This is a genomic window from Novosphingobium sp. BL-52-GroH, from assembly GCF_044813085.1.
Taxonomy (GTDB): Bacteria; Pseudomonadota; Alphaproteobacteria; order Sphingomonadales; family Sphingomonadaceae; genus Novosphingobium.
In genome coordinates, this window is sequence record NZ_CP171152.1 from 3,112,447 (window position 1) to 3,137,014 (window position 24,568).

22 protein-coding genes are annotated in these 24,568 nt (G+C 68.6%); 9 read left to right on the plus strand and 13 right to left on the minus strand.

Annotation, left to right across the window (positions count from 1 at the left end):
- Positions 1-4: 4 nt before the first annotated feature.
- The 3 genes from ACFFDA_RS27630 to ACFFDA_RS27640 all read right to left on the minus strand — a co-directional run bounded on the left by ACFFDA_RS27630 (position 5) and on the right by ACFFDA_RS27640 (position 2,954).
- Positions 5-1,252, minus strand: coding sequence for a class I SAM-dependent methyltransferase (locus ACFFDA_RS27630; protein WP_404480446.1), 1,248 nt, complete (start codon positions 1,250-1,252; stop codon positions 5-7).
- 85 nt (positions 1,253-1,337) lie between these two features.
- A complete protein-coding gene (locus ACFFDA_RS27635; protein WP_404482898.1) occupies positions 1,338-2,075 on the minus strand; it encodes an SDR family oxidoreductase in 738 nt (245 codons plus the stop codon).
- Positions 2,076-2,618: 543 nt separating this feature from the next.
- Entirely contained in the window at positions 2,619-2,954 is a 336-nt protein-coding gene (locus ACFFDA_RS27640; RefSeq protein WP_404480447.1) for a glycine zipper 2TM domain-containing protein, read from the minus strand.
- Positions 2,955-3,247: 293 nt separating this feature from the next.
- Here ACFFDA_RS27640 and ACFFDA_RS27645 point away from each other — a divergent pair, with 293 nt between their 5' ends.
- Positions 3,248-4,372, plus strand: coding sequence for a nucleoside hydrolase (locus ACFFDA_RS27645; protein ID WP_404480448.1), 1,125 nt, complete (start codon positions 3,248-3,250; stop codon positions 4,370-4,372).
- 41 nt (positions 4,373-4,413) lie between these two features.
- On the opposite strand, the gene ACFFDA_RS27650 is transcribed toward ACFFDA_RS27645, so the two are convergent.
- Positions 4,414-4,863, minus strand: coding sequence for a glycine zipper 2TM domain-containing protein (locus ACFFDA_RS27650; protein WP_404480449.1), 450 nt, complete (start codon positions 4,861-4,863; stop codon positions 4,414-4,416).
- Positions 4,864-5,030: 167 nt separating this feature from the next.
- Here ACFFDA_RS27650 and ACFFDA_RS27655 point away from each other — a divergent pair, with 167 nt between their 5' ends.
- The gene (locus ACFFDA_RS27655) at positions 5,031-5,873 is read left to right on the plus strand and encodes a PhzF family phenazine biosynthesis protein (protein ID WP_404480450.1); all 843 of its coding nucleotides are present in this window, start codon (positions 5,031-5,033) and stop codon (positions 5,871-5,873) included.
- Positions 5,874-5,910: 37 nt separating this feature from the next.
- Here the strand turns inward: ACFFDA_RS27655 and ACFFDA_RS27660 are convergent, their stop codons facing one another.
- The 3 genes from ACFFDA_RS27660 to ACFFDA_RS27670 form a co-directional block, all read right to left on the minus strand.
- On the minus strand, positions 5,911-7,077 hold the full coding sequence (locus tag ACFFDA_RS27660) for a MaoC family dehydratase N-terminal domain-containing protein (RefSeq protein WP_404480451.1): 1,167 nt from the start codon (positions 7,075-7,077) through the stop codon (positions 5,911-5,913).
- Positions 7,078-7,092: 15 nt separating this feature from the next.
- Complete coding sequence (locus ACFFDA_RS27665) at positions 7,093-7,608, minus strand: nitroreductase/quinone reductase family protein (protein WP_404480452.1); 516 nt, start codon at positions 7,606-7,608, stop codon at positions 7,093-7,095.
- Positions 7,609-7,738: 130 nt separating this feature from the next.
- The gene (locus tag ACFFDA_RS27670; RefSeq protein WP_404480453.1) at positions 7,739-8,359 is read right to left on the minus strand and encodes a TetR/AcrR family transcriptional regulator; all 621 of its coding nucleotides are present in this window, start codon (positions 8,357-8,359) and stop codon (positions 7,739-7,741) included.
- 65 nt (positions 8,360-8,424) lie between these two features.
- Here ACFFDA_RS27670 and ACFFDA_RS27675 point away from each other — a divergent pair, with 65 nt between their 5' ends.
- From ACFFDA_RS27675 to ACFFDA_RS27690, 4 genes are all read left to right on the plus strand, one after another.
- The gene (locus ACFFDA_RS27675; RefSeq protein ID WP_404480454.1) at positions 8,425-9,882 is read left to right on the plus strand and encodes an efflux transporter outer membrane subunit; all 1,458 of its coding nucleotides are present in this window, start codon (positions 8,425-8,427) and stop codon (positions 9,880-9,882) included.
- On the plus strand, positions 9,879-11,048 hold the full coding sequence (locus ACFFDA_RS27680; RefSeq protein ID WP_404480455.1) for an HlyD family efflux transporter periplasmic adaptor subunit: 1,170 nt from the start codon (positions 9,879-9,881) through the stop codon (positions 11,046-11,048). The genes ACFFDA_RS27675 and ACFFDA_RS27680 overlap by 4 nt, the downstream gene beginning before the upstream one ends.
- Complete coding sequence (locus tag ACFFDA_RS27685) at positions 11,048-12,592, plus strand: DHA2 family efflux MFS transporter permease subunit (RefSeq protein ID WP_404480456.1); 1,545 nt, start codon at positions 11,048-11,050, stop codon at positions 12,590-12,592. The genes ACFFDA_RS27680 and ACFFDA_RS27685 overlap by 1 nt, the downstream gene beginning before the upstream one ends.
- Positions 12,593-12,797: 205 nt before the next feature.
- On the plus strand, positions 12,798-13,427 hold the full coding sequence (locus ACFFDA_RS27690) for a DUF938 domain-containing protein (protein ID WP_404480457.1): 630 nt from the start codon (positions 12,798-12,800) through the stop codon (positions 13,425-13,427).
- Here ACFFDA_RS27690 and ACFFDA_RS27695 read toward each other — a convergent pair.
- Positions 13,414-14,736 carry an MATE family efflux transporter gene (locus ACFFDA_RS27695; protein WP_404480458.1) on the minus strand — a complete coding sequence of 441 codons (1,323 nt, stop codon included), beginning with the start codon at positions 14,734-14,736 and terminating at the stop codon, positions 13,414-13,416. The two genes, ACFFDA_RS27690 and ACFFDA_RS27695, sit on opposite strands and share 14 nt — an antisense overlap.
- A gap of 546 nt (positions 14,737-15,282) precedes the next feature.
- Between ACFFDA_RS27695 and ACFFDA_RS27700 the strand changes: the two genes are divergently transcribed.
- Positions 15,283-16,155, plus strand: coding sequence for an alpha/beta fold hydrolase (locus ACFFDA_RS27700; RefSeq protein WP_404480459.1), 873 nt, complete (start codon positions 15,283-15,285; stop codon positions 16,153-16,155).
- Between the two features lie 57 nt (positions 16,156-16,212).
- On the opposite strand, the gene ACFFDA_RS27705 is transcribed toward ACFFDA_RS27700, so the two are convergent.
- Entirely contained in the window at positions 16,213-17,472 is a 1,260-nt protein-coding gene (locus tag ACFFDA_RS27705; protein WP_404480460.1) for a cytochrome P450, read from the minus strand.
- Between the two features lie 25 nt (positions 17,473-17,497).
- Complete coding sequence (locus tag ACFFDA_RS27710; protein WP_404480461.1) at positions 17,498-17,824, minus strand: 2Fe-2S iron-sulfur cluster-binding protein; 327 nt, start codon at positions 17,822-17,824, stop codon at positions 17,498-17,500.
- A 179-nt stretch (positions 17,825-18,003) separates the two neighbouring features.
- Here ACFFDA_RS27710 and ACFFDA_RS27715 point away from each other — a divergent pair, with 179 nt between their 5' ends.
- Positions 18,004-18,654, plus strand: a complete 651-nt coding sequence (locus tag ACFFDA_RS27715; protein ID WP_404480462.1) for a TetR/AcrR family transcriptional regulator — start codon at positions 18,004-18,006, stop codon at positions 18,652-18,654.
- A 49-nt stretch (positions 18,655-18,703) separates the two neighbouring features.
- Here the strand turns inward: ACFFDA_RS27715 and ACFFDA_RS27720 are convergent, their stop codons facing one another.
- The 3 genes from ACFFDA_RS27720 to ACFFDA_RS27730 all read right to left on the minus strand — a co-directional run bounded on the left by ACFFDA_RS27720 (position 18,704) and on the right by ACFFDA_RS27730 (position 22,867).
- Positions 18,704-20,809, minus strand: coding sequence for a putative bifunctional diguanylate cyclase/phosphodiesterase (locus ACFFDA_RS27720; RefSeq protein WP_404480463.1), 2,106 nt, complete (start codon positions 20,807-20,809; stop codon positions 18,704-18,706).
- Between the two features lie 210 nt (positions 20,810-21,019).
- On the minus strand, positions 21,020-21,190 hold the full coding sequence (locus ACFFDA_RS27725) for a hypothetical protein (protein ID WP_404480464.1): 171 nt from the start codon (positions 21,188-21,190) through the stop codon (positions 21,020-21,022).
- A gap of 90 nt (positions 21,191-21,280) precedes the next feature.
- On the minus strand, positions 21,281-22,867 hold the full coding sequence (locus ACFFDA_RS27730; RefSeq protein WP_404480465.1) for an isocitrate lyase: 1,587 nt from the start codon (positions 22,865-22,867) through the stop codon (positions 21,281-21,283).
- 293 nt (positions 22,868-23,160) lie between these two features.
- On the opposite strand from ACFFDA_RS27730, the gene ACFFDA_RS27735 reads away from it, so the two are divergent.
- Positions 23,161-24,558, plus strand: a complete 1,398-nt coding sequence (locus ACFFDA_RS27735; protein ID WP_404480466.1) for a short-chain fatty acyl-CoA regulator family protein — start codon at positions 23,161-23,163, stop codon at positions 24,556-24,558.
- The last annotated feature ends 10 nt before the right edge of the window (positions 24,559-24,568 follow it).

Here is a 24,568-nt window from a genome sequence, read left to right on the forward strand (position 1 = left end):
GCATTTACCCGCCCGGCAGCCGTTTCTCGTTTTCGCGCAAGTAGTCGCGCGTCAGGGGCAGGGCGTGGCGCGAGCGGGCGTACTGGATCTGGTAGTTGCACATGCCGCCGCTTTCAAAGGCGGCGGTGGCGCCGGCGAGGTAGAAGATCCACATGCGGTAGAACCGCTCGTCCATCAGCGCGACGATGGCGTCCTTGCTGGCGACGCAGCGCTTGTACCACTCGCGCAAGGTGAGGGCGTAGTGGAGGCGCAGCGTTTCCACGTCGGTGGCGATCAGGCGGACCTTCTCGCTGGCGACGAGCGTCTCGCTGAGCGCGGGGATGTAGCCGCCCGGGAAGATGTACTTGCGGGTGAAGGCGTCGGTCGAGCCGGGGCCGCCCATGCGGCCGATGGTGTGCATCAGCATGACGCCTTCATCGGTCAGCATCGTCGCGCAGTCGCGGAAGAAGCGGGCGAACTGGGCCTGGCCAACGTGCTCGAACATACCGACCGAGACGATGCGGTCGAACTTGTCACCGCGCGCGGCGAGGTCGCGGTAGTCGACCAGTTCGAAGTCGATGCGGCCGGCGACGCCGGCTTCGGTCGCGCGGTCGCGGGCCAGGGCGAGCTGTTCTTCCGACAGCGTGATGCCCTTGACCGAGACGTCGAAGTTCTTCGCCAGGTAGATCGCCATGCCACCCCAGCCGCAGCCGATGTCGAGCACGCGGCTGCCCGGTTCGATCGCCAGCTTGGCGGCGATGTGGGCGAGCTTGGCGCTCTGCGCCTCTTCCAGCGTCATGCCCGCATGCGGCCAGTAGGCGCAGGAATACTGCATGTGCTCGGTGTCGAGGAACAGGCGGTAGAGGTCGTTGCCGACGTCGTAGTGGTGGGCGATGTTGGCCTTGGCGCTGGTGGCCTTGTTGATGCCGTCGATCAGGGTGACGACCTTGCCGGCGATCTTCTTGAGCGCCTTGGTCTCGTGCAGTTCGCCGCCGCGGTCCCAGCGGGCATTGGCGCGCAGCAGTTCGACGAGGGCCATGATGTCGCCTTCCTCGACGACGAGCTGGCCGTCCATGAAGGCTTCGGCCGCGCCGAGGCGGGGGTCGCGCAGGATGCGGCTTTCGGCGGACTTGTCGGTCAGCCGGATGCGGACTTGCGGGAAGCCTTCCTGGGGAGTGCCGAAGCGGCGGAGGGTGCCATCGGGGCGGAGGACCTCGAGCACGCCCTGACGGACGCCGCGCTCGAGGAAGCGGTCAAGTATACCGAATGCCATTGGGTGTTTTTGCGGGGGGCGGTTGCCGGGCGCAAGGGGGCTTGCGTTGCAAAATGTACAAACCCGGGGACAGCCGGCGCGGATTTCATTGCCGGGCGAGGAACAGCACGTCGCGCGGCTGGGCGGTCAGGTGCTGGCCCGAATCGACGTAGAGCGTTTCCCCGCTCGCCAGCCAGCCCCCGGCGAGGAACAGCGCGGCCCCGGCGACGTCCTGCGCGGTGGCGCGGCGGTGGAGCAGGTTCATGCGGTGGGAGACCTCCGCCTCTTCCTCGGTCTGGTCGTGGCTGGCCAGGATGGCACCCGGGGCGATGCCGTAGACGCGGTCGCGAGCGTCGCTCCGCGCCATCGACAGCATCGGGATGGTCGCGGACAGCGCATGCTTGCTCATGGTGTAGGAGAAGAAGTCCGGGTTGGGATTGACCAGCTTCTGGTCGGTCACGTGGATCAGCCGTCGCCCGCCCGGCGCGCGGGCGCGGGCGAGGAAGGACTGGCCCAGCCGGGCGGGGGTGCCGGCATTGACCTGCATGGCGGCGGTGAAGGTCGCGGGATCGAGGTCCTGCGCGCTGTCGATGTCGAACACGCCGGCGCAGTTGACCAGCACGCGCCAGTCGTCGAGCCTTGCCGCCAGTTCCTCCACCATCGCGGGACCCTGGTCCCAGTCGTCGAGCGCGCAGGACACGATTTCGGCCGACGGCAGGTCGGCGGCGAGTGCCTCGGCCTGCGCGCGCGAACGGCCGTAGTGGATCACCACGTGCCAGCCTGCCGCCCCGAAGGCCCGCGCGATCGCGGCGCCGATCCGCTTGGCGCCGCCGGTCACCAGCATGGCGGGGCGCTTGCCTGCGATGGAACTCACCGGACGCCCCCGCGCAAGGCGACAGGTTTACACGGTTTACACTGTCCTGGCGAAGCGATCCCGGAGCGGTCGTCGGCGGTTTCGAAGGGCATGGGGGCAGGGGAGGCAAGGGGCTGGCACATCATGGCATTGGAGCATAGCCGGCCGGCGTAGGAAAGGCCCCGCGACCGGCGATCGTGGATGCGCCCGAGCATCGTCGCCTTCCAGAGCATCGTCGCCTTGGCGCCACCCGCCCGATCGTCCCGCACGGACGGCGGGACTGCGATTCCGTCCGGACGGAGACAGCTTCGTCGGATTCTGCCGTCTCTATGCACTTTTCACGATGAGCGACCGAAATCGCCGCTGTCGATCCTGGCCGGCATTTGCAGCGCCGCGGCGTCCGTGCTGCCGCTCCTGGTGCTCTTTTGCTCCATGGTTTGGCGCCCTGCATCCGTCCGGGCCCTGACCATGCCAAAAAGAAAGGCGCGCCGTCGGGGGAACGGCGCGCCTTCTTTCTGGAACCTTGCGGCCGGCTCAGCGGCAGCGCGACCTGGAACCGCCACGGTCGATCTCGCGGCCGAGGACGGCACCGCCCGCAGCGCCCAGCAGCGTGCCGACCGTGCGGTCGCCGCGGGTGTCGATCGCGCGACCGGCAAGGGCGCCACCGACGCCGCCGATCAGCAGACCGGTGGTGCCGTTGTTCTTCTTGCAGCGATAACGGCCGTCGTTGCCGCGCCAGTAGCGCACGCCGTCATGGGTGCGGTGATACTTGCGCTCGTGGCGGTCGCGCGCCTCGGCGGGAGCGGAAACGGCCATCATGGCCGGTGCGGCAAGCGCCATCATGGTGGCAGCGAGAATGATCTTACGCATGGGAGTGTGCCCTCATTGGTTGCGTGGAATGAACTGGTAACGCGGCTCTTCGTTCATTGATCCACAACGTCGGATGAACGACGCGTTGGGATCCGGAATGCGTGACGAACCGATGCTGTCGAGCGACGAACGGAGGTGGATGGCGTCGCCCGGAAATTATGGCGCAACCTTGGCGAGGCTTCCGCGTGGCGCCGCCGCAGGCGCGGCAAATTCGGCAACGGCCCGTGCGGACTATTGTGTTGGCTGCACCTTCTCCCCGTCGATAGAGCAATGCGTTCATCCGGAGACATGCCTTGCCCTTGCGTTCCCTTCGCCTCGCGTTGCTCCCCCTCCTGGCGGCCGCGCTCGCCTTGCCCGTCCCGGCAGCCGCGGCGCCGGAAAGCCACCCGGAAAAGCGCAAGGTCATCATCGACCAGGACGCCTTCGAGGGGCCGGGCCTCCAGCCCATCCTCATGCTGCTGCAGGACCCCGCCGTCGAAGTGCTGGGCGTCACCACCGTCAGCGGCGACGGCTGGGCGCCCGAGGAAACGGCGGCGACGTTGCGGATGCTCGAACTGGTCGGCCGCACCGACGTGCCGGTGGTCCAGGGCGCGGTCTTTCCGCTGGTCAATTCCAAGGAGCGCAATGCCCGGCGCGAGGCGCTCTACGGCACGCTGCCCTACAAGGGCGCGTGGATGGACGCCTGGCCCGCCTACAACACGATGAAGCGGCGCGAACCGCACGGGCCCTTCGCCGTGCCGCCGCTGCCCGAAGGGATGCCCACGGCGAAGGCGCGCGCGGGCTCGGCGGCCGAGTTCCTGCTGGAGATGACGCGCAAGTATCCCGGGCAGGTCAGCGTGATCGCGATGGGCCCGCTCACCAACCTGGCGCTGGCGCAGCGGCTGGACGAGGGCTTTGCCGGGCGGGTGAAGGAAGTGGTGACGGAAGGCGGCAACTTCGTCGCCGGAGACGTCGATGGCGAGCACGACGAGTTCGACATGCAGACCGCCTATGCCCCGCGCATGTCGTTCAACCACTTCTTCGATCCCGAGGCCGCGCATGTGGTCTTCACGACGAAGTGGCGGCGGCTGGTGCTGGTCACCGGCGACGCCAACGCCGGGATCTTCGGGACGCAGGCGCTGATCGACAAGGCGGCGGCGAGCGGCCGCCCGGTTGCGCGCTACTTGCGGCAGACGGCACAGGCGGGCTTTCCGCTATGGGACGAAGTGCAGGCGGCGGCCTGGATCGATCCCGCGATCGTGACTCGCAAGGGCCGCATGGCGATGGACGTCGACCTGATGCCCGGCGCGAACTACGGCGCGCTGCTGAGCTGGCCGGCGGGCAAGGGGCCGGGGATGGGCGAGCAGGACGTCGAGGTCGTCTTCCGTGTCGACAAGGCGCGGGTGGAAGGGATGTTCGTCGACCTGCTCGGGAAATGACCGTCGTCCCGGACCGGCCGGGACGACGCTCCTCGTTCAGCTTACCGGCACTGGATGTCGCCCTTGTCGATCTCGCGACCCAGGGCACCGCCCAGCACGCCGCCAAGGATCGCGCCCAGGGTGCGGTCGCCGTTGCCGGCGATCTGGTGGCCGGCCAGCGCGCCCACGCCGGCACCGATGATGAGGCCGGTCGTGCCGTTGTCGCGCTTGCAGTAGTAGCGCCCGTCGTTGCCGCGCCAGATGCGTGAATTGCGATCGATGCGGCGGGGCTGTGCGTAGCGGCCGCGCGAATCGTAGATGCGGTCGCGCCGGTCGTCATGGCGGTCCCAGCGGCGATCGTCGCGTCGGTCGCGGCGGTTGTCGTGGCGATCTCCCCGGCGGTCGTCGCGATCGCGGCCGGCCCACGGCGGGGGATCGGCGAAGACAGGGGCGACCGGAAACGCAGTGGCGGTGGCGGCGAAGGCGGCCAGCGCCAGCAGGGTTTTCCTCATTTTTCCATTCTCCTGCGATGACTTGTATTCGAAACCCGGCGCCGTCGATCGACCGGCGCAGCCGAACCGGTGATGAACTGTGGGCACGAATGCACACGGGACAGGACAGGCCGGGTTCTGGCTGCGATGAAACGCGCGGCGTGGCAATTTGATGCGGGAGGTACGTAATGGTGCTGGATTTGGTGGACGTCTTCGGTTTGGGCCCGCTTGGCGGCAATCCCCTGGCGGTGGTGCGCGGCGGCGAAGCGCTGGACGATGCCGCGATGTTGCGCCTGACCCGGTGGCTGGGCTTCTCGGAGACGACCTTCCTGCTGCCGCCGACCGACCCCGGTGCTGACTACCGCGTGCGCATCTTCTACCCGGCGGGCGAGCTGCCGTTCGCCGGGCACCCGACGCTCGGCACCGCGCATGCCTGGCTCGCGGCCGGCGGCGTGCCGCGCGTGGCGGGACGGGTGGTGCAGGAGTGCGGCATCGGCCTCGTCGACGTGCGCGAGGACGGCGAACGGCTGGCGTTCCGCGCCCCGCCGCTGATCCGTTCCGGGCCGCTCGACGCGCAGGACCGGGTCGAGACCGTTCGCCTGACCGGGGCGGACGAGGCGCAAGTGATCGCCGCCGTCCATGCGAGCAACGGGCCTGGCTGGAAGCTGCTGCACCTCGCCTCGGCCGAAGCGGTGCTCGCCGCCGATCCGGTCGCGCGGGCGCCGCTGGGCACCGATGTCGCGCTGCTGGGACCGTGCGCGCCGGGCGAGGCGGCTCAGTTCGAATTGCGCGCCTTCTTCGCCGATCCCGCCGGCAGGCTGGTCGAGGACCCGGTCACCGGCAGCCTCAACGCCGCGGCGGCGCAGTACCTGTTCGCCGCCGGGCTGGCGCAGGGCAGCTACCGCGCCGCGCAGGGCCGCAAGGTGGGCGCGGACGGGCTGGTCCACTGCGCGCTCGACGTCGAGGGCGCGGTCTGGATCGGCGGCCGGGTGGAAACGGTCTCGCGCGGCGGGACGCTGTTTCCGCGATAGCGCCGTCCCGGGTCGGGCCCGGGACGGCTGCGGCGGATCAGCCCGGCTTCTTCGGCAACGCGATCTCCGCCGTGCCGGTGCACATCGTCGTGTCTTTCTGGTTCTTCATCAGGTGCCTGACGTGGACGAGGTGGCGGCCTTCGGTGTCCACCGACTTGTCGATCACTTCCGCGCTCTGGATCGTCACGTCCCCGGTCAGCGCGGGGCCGCGGTAGTTGGCGATCGAGTGCACGACCATGCCGTGCTCGCCCGCCCACCCGGAAAGGTAGTCCGTCACCCAGGAGCCCATCGAGGCGCCGTAGCCATAGCCGCGCGGCATGCCGATCTTGCGCGCGAACCTCGGGAACAGGTGCCCGCGCGAGGGGCCGTAGTAGGCGCCGTCGGTGAGGAAGGGGTTGACCTTCTGCATCACCGGATCGTTCTCGTAGCCGGCCATCTCCTTGGTGAAGCCCATCGCCTCGAGGTCCTGGATGCGCAAGTCCATCGTGCCCCAGGTGTTGACGATGTAGGCGCGCCATTCGGTGGCGAAGCTGGCCAGCGAGTGCGGGCCGAAGACGCGTTCGGGAAGGGCATCCCCCACCTGGACGTCGTCCCACCAGCGCTCCTTGTGGCCGAGGTCGTGGAGCACCTGCACCCAGGCGAAACGCCGCGCCTCGACGTCCTCGATCGCGGCTTCCGTCCATTCGGGCTCCTCGAAGTCGTCCCGCTTGACGCTGTCGCCTCCGGCCGAGGCGCGGTAGCGGATCGAGGTGGAGCGCTGGCGGGCGATGGGTTCGCCGTCCTGGTTGGCATAGTTGTTGTCGCCGCGCTGGAACACGGTCGGGCCGAAGCCGGTCTGCTTGACGGTGTAGTCGAAGGGAATGCGGGTGTTGGCGATCACGTCGCCCGGCTTGATGCGGGGGCCGTGGAACCACCACTCGTCGCCGCCGAACAGCAGGTGCGAATTGGCGAGCCGGCCCACGCAGGCAGGGGCGGCGCCGTGGCCGTCGTCGGTGGCGATGGCGAAGCTCTGCGGCGCCACCAGGGTGCCCCAGCGGCTCGCCGCGGCGGTGGCGGGGTCGAAGTGCACGAGGTTGGGGTAATGCATCGCATGGACCCAGCGGCGGATGTCGTTGGGCGCGATCGCCTCGCGCAGAGGAGAGAAATCGAGGGGCTTGCCCAGGTACTGGTCGATGTCGGAGGGATCGAAGTCGGCGTCGCTCATTTCGGGTTGTCTCTTTCAGTACTGGCGTTCGCCGGTGGCATCGCTCGCCCTGAACACCGGGATGGGCTCGAAGGCCTTCAGCATGACCAGCGGGATCACCCGCTCGGTGGCCTTCTGGTAGGCGCCGTAGAAGGGGTGGCAGTCGACCACGAAGGCCCAGACCTTGTCGCGCTCCTCGCCCTCGGGCTCGCGCCAGGTGGCGCGGAAGGCTTGCGTGGCGACCTGGAACTCGACGGTCTCCTGCTCGCGCAAGTTGAGATACCAGGCGGGGTGATGGTCGGCGCCGCCCTTGGAGGCGCAGATCACCACCTCGCCGCCGATATCGGCGTAGCAGAGCGGGGTGATGAAGATCTTGCCGCTCTTGCGGCCGGTGTACTTGACCAGGCAGTGCGTCGCGAAGGCGCGGCCGCCGACCGGCGTCACGTCCATGATGTGCCCGCGCGCCCCACCCGATTGCAGGTACATGTCGCGATGCTCGCCGATCCAGTCCTTGCGGGCGTCGCGGATCGTGGCGGACGATTCGTCGCTCATTGGCTTGCGTTTCCTCTCCTGCCGAAGCGGAACGAGGATGGCCGATGGAGCTTGCGGACGTCCAATCCCGAATGGGAACACCGGGCAGTGATCGCTCGGGCGGTGGCGGCCGGGCCGCTCGCGCAAGCTGTCAGGGCGTGGGCACTTCGTCCTTCATCGCGGGCCAGGCGATGGAGGCGAGCATGTCGTCGACGAAGGCCTCGTGCTCGGCATTCGTGGCCTTGCTCGGGCGAAGTAGCACGTCGGAGCGGTATCCGGTCACGGCGGACATCGTGATCTGGGTGAGGCGCCGGGTATGCCCCTCGTCGAAGCGGGTCGCGAAGAAATCGGCGATGCGGCAGCGCAGCTTGACGGGCCCGCGGGCGTAGAACATCTCCTTGATCTCCGGAAATCGTTCGCCCTCGCTCATGATGAGCCGGTAAAGCCGCACCGAATTCTCGCGCAGCAGGCAGTCGATGAAGCGCAGGGACGCGCGGCGCAGCGCAGGCAGGGAAAAAGTCTGCATGGTCAGGACTTCGTCGACGTCGCGCGAAAACGCCCCGACCTGAAGGTCGATGACTGCCGAGAACAGGTCTTCCTTCGAGGAAAAGTGCGCCCACAGGGTCGCCTTGGAGCCGCCGAGCTTGTCGGCGATTGCGGACATGCTTGTGGCCGCATATCCCTGGGCGAGGAACAAGTGCGTGGCCACGCGCACGATCTCCGCGCGCTTGCGTGCCTTGTTGAGCTCTCGTTTTCCGATCAATTCCGTCATAGGCGTACCATGCAGTACACTTTTTGTTTGACAGATTCAACCCGCATCTCGATAAAAGTGTACTGATGAGTACGTATATCAATCCGCGATTCGCCGCAGCATCCCTGCTCGCGGTGACCCTGTCCCTCGGCGCCTGCACGGCGCCCGACCTGGGCCCGCGTCCGCAACTGACGACGCCCGAAGGGCTGGAATCGGCCCGCTCGCTGGCAACCACCGCGGCGTCGCGCGACTGGCCGCGCGAGCGCTGGTGGACGGTCTACGGCGATCCCCAGCTCGATGCCCTGGTGGACGAAGCGCTCGCCGGATCGCCCAGCGTCGCGGCGGCACAGGCCCGTATCCGCCAGGCGCGCGGAGCGGCCGGCGTCGCCGGTGCGGCGCTGCTGCCGACGCTTGGCGGGCAGGGCTCGGCAGGCCTGACCAAGCAGAGCTACAACAACGGCATCCCGGCCTCCTTCGTTCCCCACGGATGGAACAGCACGGGCACCCTGGCGCTCTCGGGCGATTTCGACCTCGACTTGTGGGGGGCCAACCGCAAGGCGCTGGCCGCCGCGACGTCCGAGGCCGAGGCGGCCGAGGCCGACGCGCGCCAGGCCGAGCTGATGATCGCCAGCAACGTCGTCTCCTCCTACTTCGACCTCGCCCGCCTGGTCGAACGCGGCAAGGCACTGGCCGACGCGACCAAGGCCCGCGCCTCGTTCGTCGACCTCACGGGCCAGCGCGCGCGCGAAGGGATGGACAACCAGGCGCCGCTGCGCCGGGCCGAATCCGCCGCCGCCGCCGCACGCGCCGCGTTCTCGGCCAACGAGGAGCAGACCCTCCTGCGCCGGCATGCGCTTGCAGCGCTGCTCGGCAAGGGGCCCGACCGGGGACTGTCCATCACCCCCCCGGCAATCGCCACGGTCCCCGTGTCGGGCATTCCCGCGGATGCCGGCATCGCGCTGGCCGGCCGCCGTCCGGACATCGTCGCGGCGCGGCTGCGCGCCGAAGCTGCCGGGGCCCGGATCGACCAGGCCAAAGCCGCCTACATGCCCAACATCAGCTTGCGCGGCCTGTTCGGGCTGACCTCGCTCGGGCTGTCCAACCTGATCGACAGCGGCTCGACGTACGGCAACGGCACCGGCGCGCTCAGTCTGCCGATCTTCCAGGGCGGGCGCCTCAAGGGCCAGTTCACGCAGGCGCGCGGCGGCTATGACGCCGCGGTCGCCAGCTACAACGAAACCGTGGTCGGCGCCCTTCAGGAAGTCGCCGACGGGCTCGCCAGTCGCGATGCCGCCGCCGGCCAGGAAGTCGACGCGGCCGAGGCGGCGCGCACCGCGCAGATCGGCTACGACCTGTCGATGCAGCGCTTCCGCGGCGGCCTGTCCAGCTACCTCGACGCCCTGACCGCCCAGACCGACGCGCTGCAGGCGCGCGAGGCGGCGATCGATGCCCATTTCCGCACCCTGGCCCTGGAAGTCGCGCTGCAGCGCGCGCTCGGTGGCGGGTTCGCAGACAATTCCAGTGAGAAGGCTCCCGACCAATGAGTGATGACGTGCAGGATCGGCCTGCGAGCCCCGAGGGCGCATCGGCGCCGGAAGGTTCCGGGAGCGTGATCGAAAAGAAGAACCGCAAGCCCCTGCTGATCGGGCTGGCGGTTGCGGTGGTGGCGATCGCCGCGCTCTATTTCCTCTACGACGTGTTCATCGGCAGCCGCTCGGTCTCGACCGACAACGCCTACGTCGGCGGCGAGAGCGCCGAAGTGACACCGCTCACCTCGGGCCAGATCGCCGAAGTGCTGGTCACCGACACCCAGCCGGTGCGCAAGGGGCAGATCCTGTTCCGCCTCGACGACAAGGACCAGCGCATCTCGCTGGCCCAGGCCGAGGCCGGGCTCGAATATGCGACCCGCCGCTATGGCCAGTCGCTGGCGAACGAGAACGCGCTGGGCGCGGCCGCCGATGCCAGCGCCACGCAGATCGCCTCCGCGATCGCCCGGCAAGCTTCCGCGCGCGCTTCGCTCGACAAGGCGCAGGAGGACTTCCGCCGCCGCAACGCGCTGGCAGGTGGCGGTGCCGTCTCGGGCGAGGAACTGACCTCCGCCCGGCAGGCGCTCGCGTCCGCGCAGGCCGCCGCCCAGGAAGCCGGCGCCGCCGTGGCCCAGGCCCGCGCCAGCGCCAACAGCGCCCGCCGCCAGGAAGAGGCGGCCCGGGCCCTCACCAAGGGCACCGACAGCGGCACTGCCCCTGAAGTGCTGCTGGCCAAGTCACAGCTCGCCACCGCCAGGCTGGCGATGGAGCGGACCGTGATCCGCGCGCCGATCGACGGCGTCATCGCGCGCCGCACCATCCAGGTCGGCCAGCGCATCGAGACGGGCACCGTCGCCATGCAGATCGTCCCGGTCGGCGCGCTCTACGTCGACGCGAACTTCAAGGAAGACCAGCTCGGCAAGGTCCGTTCGGGCCAGGTCGCGATCCTCACGTCGGACTTCTACGGCGACGACGTGGAGTTCCACGGCAAGGTCGTCGGCTTCGCGGGCGGCACCGGCGCGGCGTTCTCGCTGATCCCGGCCCAGAACGCGACCGGCAACTGGATCAAGGTTGTCCAGCGCCTGCCGGTGCGCATCGAGCTGGACCCGAAGGAGCTGAAGGAGCATCCGCTGCGGATCGGCCTGTCGATGGAAGCCAAGATCGACCTGACGAGCAAGGACTGATGGCCAGCACGGCACAGCACCCCCCGTCGGCCGAACCCCAGTTCACCGGCGCGCGGCTGCTCCTGGCGGGCTTCGTGCTGGCCATGGCGAACTTCATCGTCGTGCTCGACATGACGATCGCCAACGTCTCGGTGCCGCATATCGCGGGCGGGCTCGCGGTGTCGAACCAGAGCGGCACCTGGGTCATCACCTCCTACGCGGTGGCCGAGGCGATCTGCGTGCCGCTCACGGGCTGGCTCACCGGCCGCTTCGGCGCGGTGCGGACCTTCATGGTCTCGCTGGCGGGCTTCGGCCTGTTCTCCGCGCTTTGCGGCTTCTCGGGGACGTTGGGGATGCTGGTCGCGTTCCGCCTGGGCCAGGGCCTGTGCGGCGGCCCGCTGATGCCGCTCACGCAGACGCTCATGCTGCGCATATTCCCCAAGCACATGCATCCCAAGGCCATGGCGATGTGGGCGATGACCGTCGTCACCGCGCCGATCATCGGCCCCATCCTGGGCGGCTCCATCTCCGACAACTGGTCGTGGGAATGGATCTTCTTCATCAACGTGCCGATCGTGGCGATCATCTTCTTCGCGCTGCTGGGCCTGCTCAAGGGCATCCACACGCCGCTGCAGAAGCTGCCCATCGATATCGTCGGCCTGGTGCTGCTGGTGGTGTGGGTCGGGGCCTTCCAGATGATGCTCGACCTCGGGCGCGAGGAGGACTGGTTCTCCTCGAACGAGATCGTCACCCTGGCCTGCGTCGCCGCGATCTTCTTCTGCGCCTTCGTGATCTGGGAACTGACCGACGACCATCCGATCGTCGACCTCAAGGTATTCCGGCATCGAGGGTTCTCCGCCTCGACGTTCTCGCTGATGATCGCCTTCGGGACCTATTTCTCGGCGGTGGTCATCATCCCGCAGTGGCTGCAGACCTCGATGAGCTACACCGCCACCCAGGCGGGCTACGCGATGGCCTTCGCGGGGGTGCTGGCAGTGCTCGCATCGCCGTTCGTGCCCAAACTGATGCAGCGCTTCGATCCACGGCTGCTGGTGTTCACCGGCATCTCGTGGCTGGCGTTCTGCGCCTGGGTGCGCACCGGCTGGTCCACCGAGGCGACGTTCTGGACGATCGCGTTCCCGCAGCTCATCCAGGGCGCCGGCGTGTCGCTGTTCATGGTGCCGCTGACCACCATCAGCCTGAGCGCGGTCCGGCCCGAGGAAACCGCCTCCGCGGCGGGCATCGCCAACTTCGGGCGCACGCTCGCGACGGCGATCGCGACGGCGCTCGTCACCACCCTCTGGACCGACCTGTCCACGGCCGACCGGGCCGAGATGGTCGGCACGCTGAACGGCGAGCACGGCGTCTCGACGGCGCTGCAGAACAGCGGGCTGTCGGCATCGCAGGCGAGCGGGATGATCGAGCAGCTCGTCGCGCAGCAGGGCCTCGCGCTTGGGACGATCCACATCTTCCAGATTTCCGCCGTGGCGCTGTTCATCGCCGCCTGCACGATCTGGCTGGCCCCGCGCCCGCCCAGGAATGCCAAGCCCGTCGCCGGGCACTGAGTACCCCATCCTGCGCCGCGACATGCGGGCGGGAACACAAAGCCCTTCGGGTCGCATCGAAGGCAACGAAGCGTCCCGGCCGGACGGAAGGACAAGGCAGCCCCCCAAGCCTTGCGAGCCCCCTCTCGCCCTTCCGTCCGGCCGGCGCACCGGCCGGGCGCGCGAGGCCCTTGCACCGGCGGACGGCCGCTCCCATGCTGGCGGGATGACAAACGACGCTCCTCTCGACGGCCCCTTCGACGACCGGCGCCAGGCTCCCGCCGTGGCGCGCAATCGCGACCCCATCCTTACGGTCCTGCGCGAGGTCCTGCCGCTCTCGGGGCGCGTCCTCGAGATCGCCAGCGGCACCGGCGAGCACGCCGCCCACTTCGCTGCCGCCCTGCGCGACCTCGTCTGGCAACCCAGCGACCCGGACCCCGACGCGCGGTCCTCGATCGCCGCCTGGCGCGCCGGCGCCGGCCTTTCCAACCTGCTCGAGCCGATCGCGCTGGACGCCGCCGCGCCGGACTGGCCGGCGATGCGGGTCGAGGCGGTGCTGTGCATCAACATGATCCACATCAGCGCCTGGAGCGCGACCGAGGGGCTGATGGCGGGGGCCGCGAACGTCCTCGATTCGGGGCGGCCGCTGGTGCTCTACGGTCCCTACCGCCGCCACGACCGCCCGCTGGAGCCGAGCAACGCGGCATTCGACGAGGACCTCCGGCACCGCAATCCGGAGTGGGGCCTGCGCAGTGTCGAAAGCGTGCGGGCCTGCGCGCTGGACTACGGCCTCGCCTTCGACCAGTTGGTCGAGATGCCGGCCAACAACCTGATGCTGGTCTTCAGGAAGCGCTGAAGCTGCGGCGGACGAGGCGCGGCAGCACCAGCGCCTGCCCCGCCGCACGCGCGGCCAGCAATGCCGCGAAGGCGATCCACAGGCCGTCGTTGCCCAGCGGGGCGAGCGCGGCGAGCAGGGCCAGGTACAAGGCCATGGCCACCGCCATCGTGCCCAGCATCGCGCGCGTCCACCCGGCGCCCACGAAGACCCCGTCGAGCACGAACGAGGCGGCCCCCAGCACCGGCAGAAGCGCGAGCCACGGGGCATAGGCCGCGCTCGCCGCGATCACCTGCGGACCGGTGCTGAAGGCGCCCGCGAGCCTGGCCCCCGCCAGCGCGTAGAGGCCCGATAGCGCCAGCCCGGTCACGCCGCCCCACACCAGCGCCGCGCGCGTCGCCGCGGTGAAACGCCGGCGCGAGCCTGACCCGAGAGCCTCGCCGCAAAGCACCTGCGCAGCGCTCTCGAAGCCGTCGAGCAGCAGGGTGGCCAGCATGAACAACTGGAACAGGATGCCGTTCGCGGCCAGCGTCACCGGCCCGGCCTGGGCTCCCGCGCGCGCGAAGATCAGCAGCGCCGCGGTCAGCAGCAGGGTGCGGGCGAAGAGGTCGCGGTTGAGCGCGAACAGCCGCATCAGCTCGGCGCGGGTCCACGTAGCCCGGTGGCCCAGCGCGGCCAGGGCCTCGCGCGCTGCCCCCTCGCGCACGACGACGGCGGCGAGCAGGGCGAACTTGAGGACTTCGGAACTGACTGTCGCCGTCGCCACCCCGGCGACACCCCAGCGCACGACCAGCACCAGGAGCAGGTCGAGCGCGACGTGCACGACGTTCGCGGCGATCTCGACGGCGAGCACGTAGCGGACCCGGCGCCGGCCGATCAGCCAGCCCACCAGCACGCAGTTGGCCAGCCAGACCGGGCCCGCCCAATAGCGGATCGCGACATAACTGGCGGCGTCACCGCGCAGCGGCCCGCGCGCTTCGAGCAGGTCGAGACCGCCGGGGATCGTCCAGGGCATCGCCATCAGCAGCAGCGCGCCGATCCCCATGGCCACCGCCATCGCCCGCGCGAGCGTGGCGCCTTGCGCATCGGGGGCGCCGCGGCCGCTGCCTTGCGCGGTGAGGGCGACCGTGCTGGTGCGCAGGAAGTTGAAGACGTTGAGCAGGCCGAGCATGAACTTGGCGCCCAATTCCACCGCGCCCTGGGCCGGGGCATCGCCGAGCCGTCCGATCGCCCACATGTCGGCAATCCCGAACAGCGCCGTGGCGACGTTGGTGAGCATCGCGGGGAGGGCGATCGACCAGAGCTGGCGGGCGGTTTCGCGGCTGGGCACTGGCCGTCCAAATGTCGAGCGGGGTGGGAGGGACGCTCTACCGGACGGGCTGGCCGATCGCAATCGTCGCGGCAGGCCATTCCGGCGCGGTTCATCATGCGACGCGCGAATCGGTTTTCGACCTCGCAACTGCGGAAGAAATCTGGGAAATTTGCTGCGTTGCGAAAAAGGCTGACGCAAAAGTTTGCTGACGGACCAAACAGGCCTTGCGCGCGGCACAGATTTAGGGGAGGTTGCTGGTTATTGAACGCAGTCTCAAGTTATGCTGCGTTAGCGAGAAATCGGCGCGCCGGAGTGATTAGATCATCCCCGGCGCGCTCTCTCCCAACTCCGGTAAGGTCGTAAGGACCTTTCGCGGATTACTTTGCATCAGAAAATCGCCTTGGCCAAGCAAGAATTGCAATTCTTGTTGCGCAGCATGCGAAAAATTTCCCCTGGGTAAATCTGACCATATGACTGATTCGCTTCACCCGGGCGATCAGTTCTAAGCGCGTGGTTGCCTGCCGCGATGGGCAATGGTCCCATGGCTCCGCGAAGGAGAGAGCGATGGATGACGGATCGAGCGATCGCGAGTGCGATCCGGCAGGGTATCTCGCCGCGATCGAGGCGCGCGCGAGGCGCGTCGAGACACCCTGCGGCGATGGCACGATGGTCTGGCGGGTCTGGGGCGAGGGCGGCGATGAACCGCTGGTGCTGGCCCATGGCGGGCAGGGTTCGTGGACGCACTGGGTCCGCAATATCGAGCGCTTGTCCCGCCATCGCAGGCTGATCGTCCCGGACCTGCCGGGGCATGGCGGTTCGGCGATGCCGCAAACGTCCGACCACGAAGGCATCGCGGCCGCGCTGGCCGCAGGGCTGGCGACGGTTCTCGGGCCGGTCGGGCTGCCGGTGGACTTGTGCGGCTTCTCCTTCGGCGGGGTGGCCCTGGCGCATCTCGCGGCGCTGCACCCGCATGTCGCGCGAAGGCTGGTGATCGTGGGCTGCGGCGGGCTGGGTACGCCGATGGGGCATCCGCGCCTCGGCCGGGTCGGCGGCCTCGTCGGCGAGGAGCGGCGCGCGGCTCTCAAGGCCAACCTGCTGGGCCTGATGCTCCATGACCCGGACAGTGCCGACGACCTCGCCATCCACATGCTCCTGCCCAATGCCAAGGCCGCCCGGCTCCACGTACCGCCGCTGGTGGTGCCCGACCGGCTGGCGCGCATCCTGCCCGCGGTAGCCGTGCCGGTCGACGCGATCTGGGGGGAGTGCGACCTGCCGCATCCCGACCCGGCGGTGCAGGAGGCGGCGCTGCGCTCGGTCCAGCCCGAAGCACTGTTCCGTGTCGTCGCGGACGCCGGGCACTGGGCGATGTACGAGCGCCCCGAGGCGTTCGAGGCGGCGCTGCTGGAGATTCTGGAGGCGCCGCTCCGCACGTCTTGAACGGCCCTGACCCCGTCGCCGCCCGGGCTTACGGTCGCCAGGTTTCGCCGGGCGCTCTCACCACACCAGCGGCAGGTGCTCCGGTCCGATCACGCCGCCGGGGCGGTACTCGATCTGGGTTCCCGGCTTGACCGCGAACTTCGGGATGCGCTTGAGCCATTCCTGCAGCCCGATCTTCACCTCGAGCCGGGCAAGATGCGCGCCCATGCAGCTATGCACCCCGACCGTGAAGGCCAGGATCGTCTTGCGCGGACGGTCGAAGTCGACCTCCTTGGGATTGGGGAAGACGTCGGGATCGAAGTTGCAGGCGGGCAGCACGAACGTCACGCGGTCGCCCTTCTTCATCTGCACGCCGCGCATCTCGTAGTCCTTCTCCAGCACGCGGCCTGAGAACGTCACCGACCAGCGGCGCAGCAGCTCCTCGACGATCTTGTCGATGTCGTCGGGGCGGGCGTGGATCTCCTCCAGCTTGTCCGGGTTCTGCGCGAGGTAGAGCCAGATGTTGTTCATCGTCGCGAACACCGTGTCCAGCCCGCCGATGAACAGGAAGCAGACGAAGCCGAAGATCTCCTTGTCCGAAAGCGGCACCCCGTCGGGCGCGGCGTGGGCGATGCGGCTGATGACCCCGTCGTCGGGGTTCGCCTTCTTTTCCGCGATCGCGCTCTTGAGGTAGACGGTGATCTTGCGCATCGCCTCGCCCATGCTTTCGCGGCTGTTCGAATGGAGCAGTTGCACCGCCCATTCGACGAACTCGTCGCGCATCGACTGGGGCAGGCCCATGATGTCAAGGAACACCGACACCGGCAGCGGGCGGCCGTAGTCCTCGGTATATTCGCAAGTCCCACCGGCCGCGACCTTGGCCTCGATCGTGTCGATGAGGTCGTTCGCGCGCTGGCGGATCTGGCCTTCCAGCTTGAGCACGCCCTGGGGGCTGAACACCGGGTCGACGATGTTGCGGTACTTGCGGTGGTGGGGCGGGTCGATCTCGATCGGGATGAAGTAGAAGTAGTCGTCCGGATCGCGCGGGAAGGGGGTGGCGCCCTCGTTCGAGAAGACTTCGGGATGGCGCAGGCCGAACAGCGCGTCCTCGTGCTTGATGAGGTGCCACATGTTGCCCATCGGGCTGACGTCGTAATAGATCGGCGGCTGCTTCTCGTGCATCGCCGCCATGAAGTCGTGCGGGCCGGCGAGGAAGTCGGGCCCCACGGTCAGGCCCGACTGGCGGATCAGTTCGGGCGGTACGTGGGCAGGCACCTGGTCCATGCCGACATGGCGCGGGAATACGGGCGGGACGGGGTTGGCGGCGTCGATGGGCATGGTCTTGTCTCGCTTTCCGGCGCGTTCAGAACTGGTGCTCGGGCATGTGGACGACGAGCCCGTCGAGCGCCTCGGTGACGACGAGCTGGCACGACAGCCGGCTGGCGGGCTTCACTTCGGCCGCCGCGGATTCGAGCAGTTCGGCCTCGGCCTCGGACGAGGGGCCTCCGGCAGCCTCCATCCAGGCCTCGTCGACGTAGCAGTGGCAGGTGGCGCACGAGAGCCCGCCGCCGCACTCTCCGGTAATGCCCTCGATGCCGTTGTAGAGCGCACCGCGCATGACGTTTTCGCCGACGGCGACGTCTACCTCCCGTGCGGCGCCGGTGTGATCGACGTATGTGACCTTGGCCATGGACCCTCTCTCTTCCTGTCTTTGAGAACAGCGTTCTCGGATTTGTACTCCGAGGGACGGTGCGGAGTCAATCGCAGTGCGGACAGTCTCGACCGCACTTGTCGCGAGCGGGCGGCGGATGTCCGATTTTGCAGGACCGCAGGCTGGACCCGCGCGGCTTCCGGGCTTAGCTGGCAGGGATGGCAACCACATATCCCGCGCTTTTCTCGCTCCCCTCCGCGCCCGACGGCGATGGCGACCGCACGCTTCTGCTGATCCGGGCCGCCTACGACCTGCTCGACGAGGCGGGCCTGGAGGGGTTGACGATCCGTGCGGTGCTGGCGCGTGCCGGCCTTGCGCGCCGGGCGTTCTACGAGCGCTTCCAGGGCAAGGACGATCTCGTGCTGGCGGTGTTCGACAGCTCGCTGCGCACGGCGGCGCTGCAGTTCCGCGAGATCACCGCGCGTTGCGCCGGGCCGGTCGAGGCGCTGCGGGCGGTCGTCACGGGCATCGTCGTCGGGCAACTGGGGCAGGACCGCATGGGCGCGAACCGCCGCGGCGCCGCGCTCAGCCGCGAGCACCTTCGCCTCGCGCAGACGCGCCCCTCGGAGCTGAACTCGGCGCTCGAGCCGCTGCTCGACCTGATCGCCGGGCATGTCGCCGAAGGCGTCGGCAAAGGCGTGTTCCGCGCCGCCGACCCGCAGCTCCAGGCGCGGCTGATCTACAACCTCGTCTCGACCACGGTGCATACCGTGCTGCTCGCCGAAGAGGGCGGCGCGGCCGACCCTGCCGAGCGTGAGGGGCTGGCCGAGGACCTGTGGGAATTCTGCCGCCGCGCCATCGTCGCCTGAGGGGGCGGGTCGCCGGGGGACGGCGGTAGGGTGCGGCGGGGATTGGAACTCACGCCGCGCGGGACGTCGCGGTGGTCTCGATCTCGAGGGGCGGCTGGGCCTTGCCGAAAAGGTAGCCTTGCCCTTGCGTGCACCCTTCGTCGCGCAAGTAGTCGCGCTCGATGTCGCGCTCGATGCCTTCTGCGGCGACGGTGAGGCCCAGGCTCCGGCCGAGGCCGATGACGGCGCGGATGACCGCCCGCGAACTCGCTTCCTCGTGCAGGTTGAGGATGAACGACTTGTCGATCTTGATCTTGGTGAAGGGGTAGTTGAGCAGGTAGCTCAGCGAGGAATAGCCGGTGCCGAAATCGTCGAGCGAGATGCCGATGCCGAAGGCGCGCAAGTTGCGGATGATCGCGGCGGGGCGCGGGCCCTTCTCCATCAGCACCGCCTCGGTGATTTCCAGTTCCAGCCGCTCGGCGGGCAGGCCCGAGGTGGAGAGGGCATTGATGACCGTGCTCAGCAGGTTGCCGTTGCGGAACTGCAGCGGCGAGACGTTGACCGAGACGCGAACGCTCTCTGGCCAGCGCATCGCCTCGGAGCAGGCGCAGTTGAGGACGAAGCGGCCGATCTGGTCGATCAGGCCCATTTCCTCGGCCAGCGGCACGAACACGTCGGGCGGCACCGCGCCGCGCTCTGGATGGTTCCAGCGCAGCAGGGCCTCGTAGCACTCTACCGCGCCGCTCTGCAGGTCGACGATCGGCTGGTAGTGCACTTCCAGGATGCCGTCGCGGACCGCGGCGCGCAGGTCCTTCTCGAGGCGATTCTTTTCCTGCGCGGCGGCGTCCATGCCGGCCTCGAAGCCCCGGCAGGTGCCGCGACGCTCACCCTTGGCGGCATAGAGCGCGAGGTCGGCGTAGCGCATCAGCGTTTCGGCATCGCGGCTGTCGTAGGGGGACGAGGCGAAGCCGATGGTGGCGCCGATGTGGATCATGTGCCCCTGCACGAAGAACGGCTCGGACAGGGTGGTGATGATCGACTTGGAGACCAGCTCGGCCTGGGTGAGGCTGGAGCGGCGGAAGATCACGGCGAATTCGTCGCCGCCGATGCGGCACAGCAGGGCTTCGGGCGGGATCAGCTCGCGCATGCGCGCCGCCGCCTCGGTCAGTACGACGTCGCCGAAGTGATGACCGTAGGTGTCGTTGACCGGCTTGAAGTGGTCGAGGTCGACGAGGGCGAGCGTGACGGTCTCGCCGGGGCCCGATCCATTGGCGGAGCGGTCGAGGATCTCGCGCAGGTAGGCGCGACAATGGGCGCGGTTGGCGAGGCCGGTCAGTTCGTCGTGACGGGCCATGTGCGCCATGCGCTGCTCGATCCGGCGGCGCTCGGTGACGTCGAAGATCGCGACGATGGTGCCGGCGTAGTCCTCCAGCTCCGAGAGGCGGGTGGAGATCACCGCGTCGACGCAGGCCCCGTCGCGGCGCAGCATCTGCCAGCAGTCGCGGGTGTCGGAATGGTCGGCGGCCAGCAGTTCGGCCGCGCTGGGCCAAAGGGTCTGCGGAAACAGGACGTGGGCGGGCAGGCCCTCCATCTCCCCCGGCGCATAGCCCAGCAGGGCGCAGGCGGCTTCGTTGGCGGCGCGGATGCGCCCGGTTTCGAGGTCGTAGACCAGCATCGACAGGGGGTTGCGCTCGAACAGCAGGCGGAAGGTCTCCTCCTTCTGCTTCAGGTCGGTGATGTCGACGCGGATGCCGATGGTGCCGCCGCCCTCGATGCGGCGTTCCTCGATCAGGATGCAGCGGCCGTCGGCCAGGCGCTGCTCGTGGCGCTGGCCGGGCTGGTGCAACTGGGCGATGCGTTCGGCGAGCCATTCCTCCTCGCGCCCGGTGCTTTCGGGATAGTCGCCGCGCTCTATGCCGACGCGCAGCGCGTCGGCCAGCTTGACGCCGGGCTTCAGCAGATCGGCCGACTTCTCGTAGATCTGGGCGTACTTCTCGTTCCACAGGATATAGCGGTCTTCCTCGTCGAGGAAGACGATGCCCTGGGGCATGGCCTCGATCGCCTCGCGCAGCCGTTTCTCGGCCAGCGAGGCGGCCTGCAACGCCGTGTCGAGCGAGGGCATGACCGCGTCACCCGTCGAGGCGCCGGATTGTTCGTGATTGAGCCCCAAATACACGCCGTTTCCCACCTGGTTTCGGGCAGGCTATGGCAGAGGGGTTAATTTTCCGTCCATCACGATCCGGGCACGGTATCGGCTGGGCGCTGCCGTGCGATCGTGGAGGCCGGGCCAAGGCCGGGTCCGCCGCTCGGAGGGCGCCCACGCAAATGGCCCGCCGCACCGGATGGTACGACGGGCCAAGCTTTCCTCCCCAGGAAAACTCTTGCCTCAGCGGCGAACCGCGCTGCCGAGACGGTGATAGAGGTTGGAATACTGCGACGAGATCGGATCGTCCTCGTGCGCCTTGAGATAGAACAGGACGGCTTCCTGGAGGAGCTTGAAGTCCTGGTTCGAGAGCACCGCGCGGGCGCGGGCCGGTTCTGCTGTCGTGGTCGTCATGCTGGTATCCTTTCCTTGCTGCGGGTCGTGAGAACTGTTCCTCCCCCGAGGGGGAGGATTTAGGCGGTGAACTGGTTCCCCCCAGCCGCTTCAGGCGGCGAACTGGTTCATCGTGTTGTGCGCGCCGCCGGCCTTGAGCGCGGCTTCGCCGGCGAAGTATTCCTTGTGGTCGTCGCCCAGGTCCGAGCCGGCCATGTTCTGGTGCTTGACGCAGGCGATGCCCTGGCGGATCTCCTGGCGCTGCACGCCCTTGACGTAGCCGAGCATGCCGGCGTCCCCGAAGTACTCCTTGGCGAGGTTGTCGGTCGACAGCGCCGCGGTGTGGTAGGTCGGCAGGGTTATGAGGTGGTGGAAGATGCCTGCCTCGCGCGCCGAGTCCCTCTGGAAGGTCCGGATGCGCTCGTCTGCCTCGTCGGCCAGCTCGGTGCCGTCGTAGTCGATGCTCATCAGGCGCGACCGGTCGAAGGCCGAGACGTCCTTGCCCGCCGCTTCCCAGGCATCGTAGACCTGCTGGCGGAAGTTGAGCGTCCAGTTGAAGCTGGGCGAGTTGTTGTAGACCAGCTTGGCATTGGGGATCACCTCGCGGATGCGGCTGACCATGCCGCCGATCTGGCCGATGTGCGGCTTTTCGGTCTCGATCCACAGCAGGTCCGCGCCGTTCTGCAAGGCGTGGATGCTATCGAGCACGCAGCGGTCCTCGCCGGTTCCGGCGCGGAACTGGTAGAGGTTGCTGGGCAGGCGCTTGGGCTTGAGCAGCTTGCCGTCGCGGCTGATGAGGACGTCGCCGTGGCCCACGGTCTCGACTTCCTCGCAGTCGAGATACGAGTTGTACTGGTCGCCGATGTCGCCGGCCTCGCGGGTGAAGGCGATCTGCTTGGTCAGGCCGGCGCCCAGCGAGTCGGTGCGGGCAACGATCAGGCCCTCGTCGACGCCCAGTTCCATGAAGGCGTAGCGGACCGCGCGGATCTTCGCGATGAAGTCCTCGTGCGGGACCGTGACCTTGCCGTCCTGGTGGCCGCACTGCTTCTCGTCCGAGACCTGGTTCTCGATCTGGATGCAGCACGCGCCGGCCTCGATGAACTTCTTGGCGAGCAGGTACGTCGCTTCCGCGTTGCCGAAGCCGGCGTCGATGTCCGCGACGATGGGGACGACGTGCGTCTCATAGGTGTCGATCGCGTGTTCGAGGCGCTTGGCTTCCATCTCGTCGCCACCCTCGCGGGCCTTGTCGAGATCGCGGAACAGGCCGCCCAGTTCGCGCGCGTCGGCCTGGCGCAGGAAGGTGTACAGTTCCTCGATCAGCGCGGGGACGGAGGTCTTCTCGTGCATCGACTGGTCGGGCAGGGGCCCGAACTCGCTGCGCAGCGCCGCGACCATCCAGCCCGAGAGGTACAGGTAGCGCCCCTTGGTGGTGCCGAAGTGCTTCTTGATGGAGATCATCTTCTGCTGGCCGATGAACCCGTGCCAGCAGCCCAGCGACTGGGTGTAGTTGGCGGGGTCCTGGTCATAGGCCGCCATGTCCTGGCGCATGATGCGCGCGGTGTAGCGGGCGATGTCGAGGCCGGTCTGGAAGCGGTTCTGCAAACGCATGCGGGCGACCGATTCCGGTTCGATCCCGTTCCAGTGGGCTTCTGCGCCGATGGCCTTGCCGGCTTCGATGATCTTGCTCTGGTAGGTCACGATTCGGGTTCCTCTTGGCGGAATGTCTGCGTTCGATGATCTGCAGGTAGGCGGGATCTTTTCGCGCTGGAATGCGCCGTGTGGTGCTGTTGTCAAACTTTACAGATGTTCTTTGTAAAGTTGTGTGGTAATGACAAAGCGGTTTTAGGGGTCGTCATCGCGGACTTGATCCGGGAACTTGGGCAAGGCCACGCATGCTTGGTTTAGGGCCCGACGGAGCGGTGGCCCATGGCGAGCTATCGCCTCGAAAGTACCCTACGGTTCCGGATCGGGCCCTGGGCGACGGAGTGAAAATGGCTGAAAATCGTCCCTTGTACCTCGGCCCGCGCCTGCGCCGTCTGCGTCGTGAGCTGGGCCTCACCCAGCAGGCGATGGCCGACGACCTCGAGATATCGCCCAGCTACGTCGCGCTGATCGAGCGCAACCAGCGGCCGGTCACGGCGGACATGCTGCTGCGACTGGCGCGCACCTATCGGCTCGACATCGCCGAGATCGCCGGCGACGACGGCTCCGACTACGCGCGCCGCCTGGGCGACGTGCTGCGCGACCCGATCTTCGCCGACATCGACTTGCCCGCGCTCGAAGTGGCGGACCTTGCCACCAGCTTCCCCGGCGTCTCCGAAGCGCTGCTGCGCCTGCACCAGGCCTACACGCGCGAGGCGCAGGCCCTGGCCGAGCAGCGCGCCGCCGGGCCCGGCGCGGACGAGAACGAGCCGGTGCGCGAGGCCCAACGCTTCCTTGCGCAGTCACGCAACTATTTCCACGCCCTCGACACCCGCGCCGAGGATCTCGCGGCCGAGATCGACAAGGCGGGCGGCGCCACCGCCTGGCTGGCCGACAAGGGCGTGCGCGTGCGCTTCCTGCCGCCCGACGTGCTGATGGAATCGCTGCGCCGTTTCGACCGGCACAACCAGCAACTCCTGATCGCCGACACGCTCGATGCCGCCAGCCGCACGTTCCAGATCGCCACGCACATTGCCCACACCGCGCTGCGCAGCGAGATCAAGCAGGCGATCCGCGCCGAGAGCTTCTCCAGCCGAACCACCGCGACCCTGCTGCTGCGCGCGCTGGCCGGCTACGCGGCGGCGGCGATCGTCATGCCCTATGGTCGCTTCGCCCGCGCGGTGGAGCAGCGCGGCTACGACATCGATGCGCTGTGCGCGCTGTTCGGCGCCAGCTTCGAGCAGGTGGCCCATCGCCTCACCACGCTGCAACGTCCCGGCGAGGAGCGCGTCGGCTTCTTCTTCATCCGCGTGGACGAGGCGGGCAACATCTCCAAGCGGCTCGACGGTGCCGGCTTCCCCTTCGCCGCGCACGGCGGCGGGTGCCCCCTGTGGAGTGTCCACCAGGTTTTCCGCCGGCCCGGCGAGATCGCGACGCAATGGCTCGAACTGCCTGGCGGAGAGCGCTTCTTCTCGATCGCGCGTACCGTCACCGGCGGGGCGACCGGCTACGGGGCGCCGCGCGTGCTGCGCGCCGTGGCGCTGGCCTGCGCGGCCGAGCAGGCGGGGCGGCTGGTCTATGCCGGGAAGGCCGACCCCGCGACCGCGCCGACCACCCCCATCGGCGTGACCTGCCGCCTGTGCCAGCGCGCCGAATGCACTGCCCGGTCGGTCCCGCCGATCGGGCGCGACGTGCTGGCCGACGACTACCGCAGGGCAGCGCAGCCGTACACCTTCGCGGAAAGCTAGGGCCCGCCCG

Bases quoted from the DNA above. Each gene is read 5' to 3' on its own strand.
- ACFFDA_RS27630 (WP_404480446.1), bottom strand. From the start codon at position 1,252: ATGGCATTCGGTATACTTGACCGCTTCCTCGAGCGCGGCGTCCGTCAG.
- ACFFDA_RS27635 (WP_404482898.1), bottom strand. From the start codon at position 2,075: ATGCTGGTGACCGGCGGCGCCAAGCGGATCGGCGCCGCGATCGCGCGG.
- ACFFDA_RS27640 (WP_404480447.1), bottom strand. From the start codon at position 2,954: ATGCGTAAGATCATTCTCGCTGCCACCATGATGGCGCTTGCCGCACCG.
- ACFFDA_RS27650 (WP_404480449.1), bottom strand. From the start codon at position 4,863: ATGAGGAAAACCCTGCTGGCGCTGGCCGCCTTCGCCGCCACCGCCACT.
- ACFFDA_RS27655 (WP_404480450.1), top strand. From the start codon at position 5,031: ATGGTGCTGGATTTGGTGGACGTCTTCGGTTTGGGCCCGCTTGGCGGC.
- ACFFDA_RS27660 (WP_404480451.1), bottom strand. From the start codon at position 7,077: ATGAGCGACGCCGACTTCGATCCCTCCGACATCGACCAGTACCTGGGC.
- ACFFDA_RS27665 (WP_404480452.1), bottom strand. From the start codon at position 7,608: ATGAGCGACGAATCGTCCGCCACGATCCGCGACGCCCGCAAGGACTGG.
- ACFFDA_RS27670 (WP_404480453.1), bottom strand. From the start codon at position 8,359: ATGACGGAATTGATCGGAAAACGAGAGCTCAACAAGGCACGCAAGCGC.
- ACFFDA_RS27675 (WP_404480454.1), top strand. From the start codon at position 8,425: ATGAGTACGTATATCAATCCGCGATTCGCCGCAGCATCCCTGCTCGCG.
- ACFFDA_RS27680 (WP_404480455.1), top strand. From the start codon at position 9,879: ATGAGTGATGACGTGCAGGATCGGCCTGCGAGCCCCGAGGGCGCATCG.
- ACFFDA_RS27685 (WP_404480456.1), top strand. From the start codon at position 11,048: ATGGCCAGCACGGCACAGCACCCCCCGTCGGCCGAACCCCAGTTCACC.
- ACFFDA_RS27690 (WP_404480457.1), top strand. From the start codon at position 12,798: ATGACAAACGACGCTCCTCTCGACGGCCCCTTCGACGACCGGCGCCAG.
- ACFFDA_RS27700 (WP_404480459.1), top strand. From the start codon at position 15,283: ATGGATGACGGATCGAGCGATCGCGAGTGCGATCCGGCAGGGTATCTC.
- ACFFDA_RS27705 (WP_404480460.1), bottom strand. From the start codon at position 17,472: ATGCCCATCGACGCCGCCAACCCCGTCCCGCCCGTATTCCCGCGCCAT.
- ACFFDA_RS27710 (WP_404480461.1), bottom strand. From the start codon at position 17,824: ATGGCCAAGGTCACATACGTCGATCACACCGGCGCCGCACGGGAGGTA.
- ACFFDA_RS27715 (WP_404480462.1), top strand. From the start codon at position 18,004: ATGGCAACCACATATCCCGCGCTTTTCTCGCTCCCCTCCGCGCCCGAC.
- ACFFDA_RS27725 (WP_404480464.1), bottom strand. From the start codon at position 21,190: ATGACGACCACGACAGCAGAACCGGCCCGCGCCCGCGCGGTGCTCTCG.
- ACFFDA_RS27735 (WP_404480466.1), top strand. From the start codon at position 23,161: ATGGCTGAAAATCGTCCCTTGTACCTCGGCCCGCGCCTGCGCCGTCTG.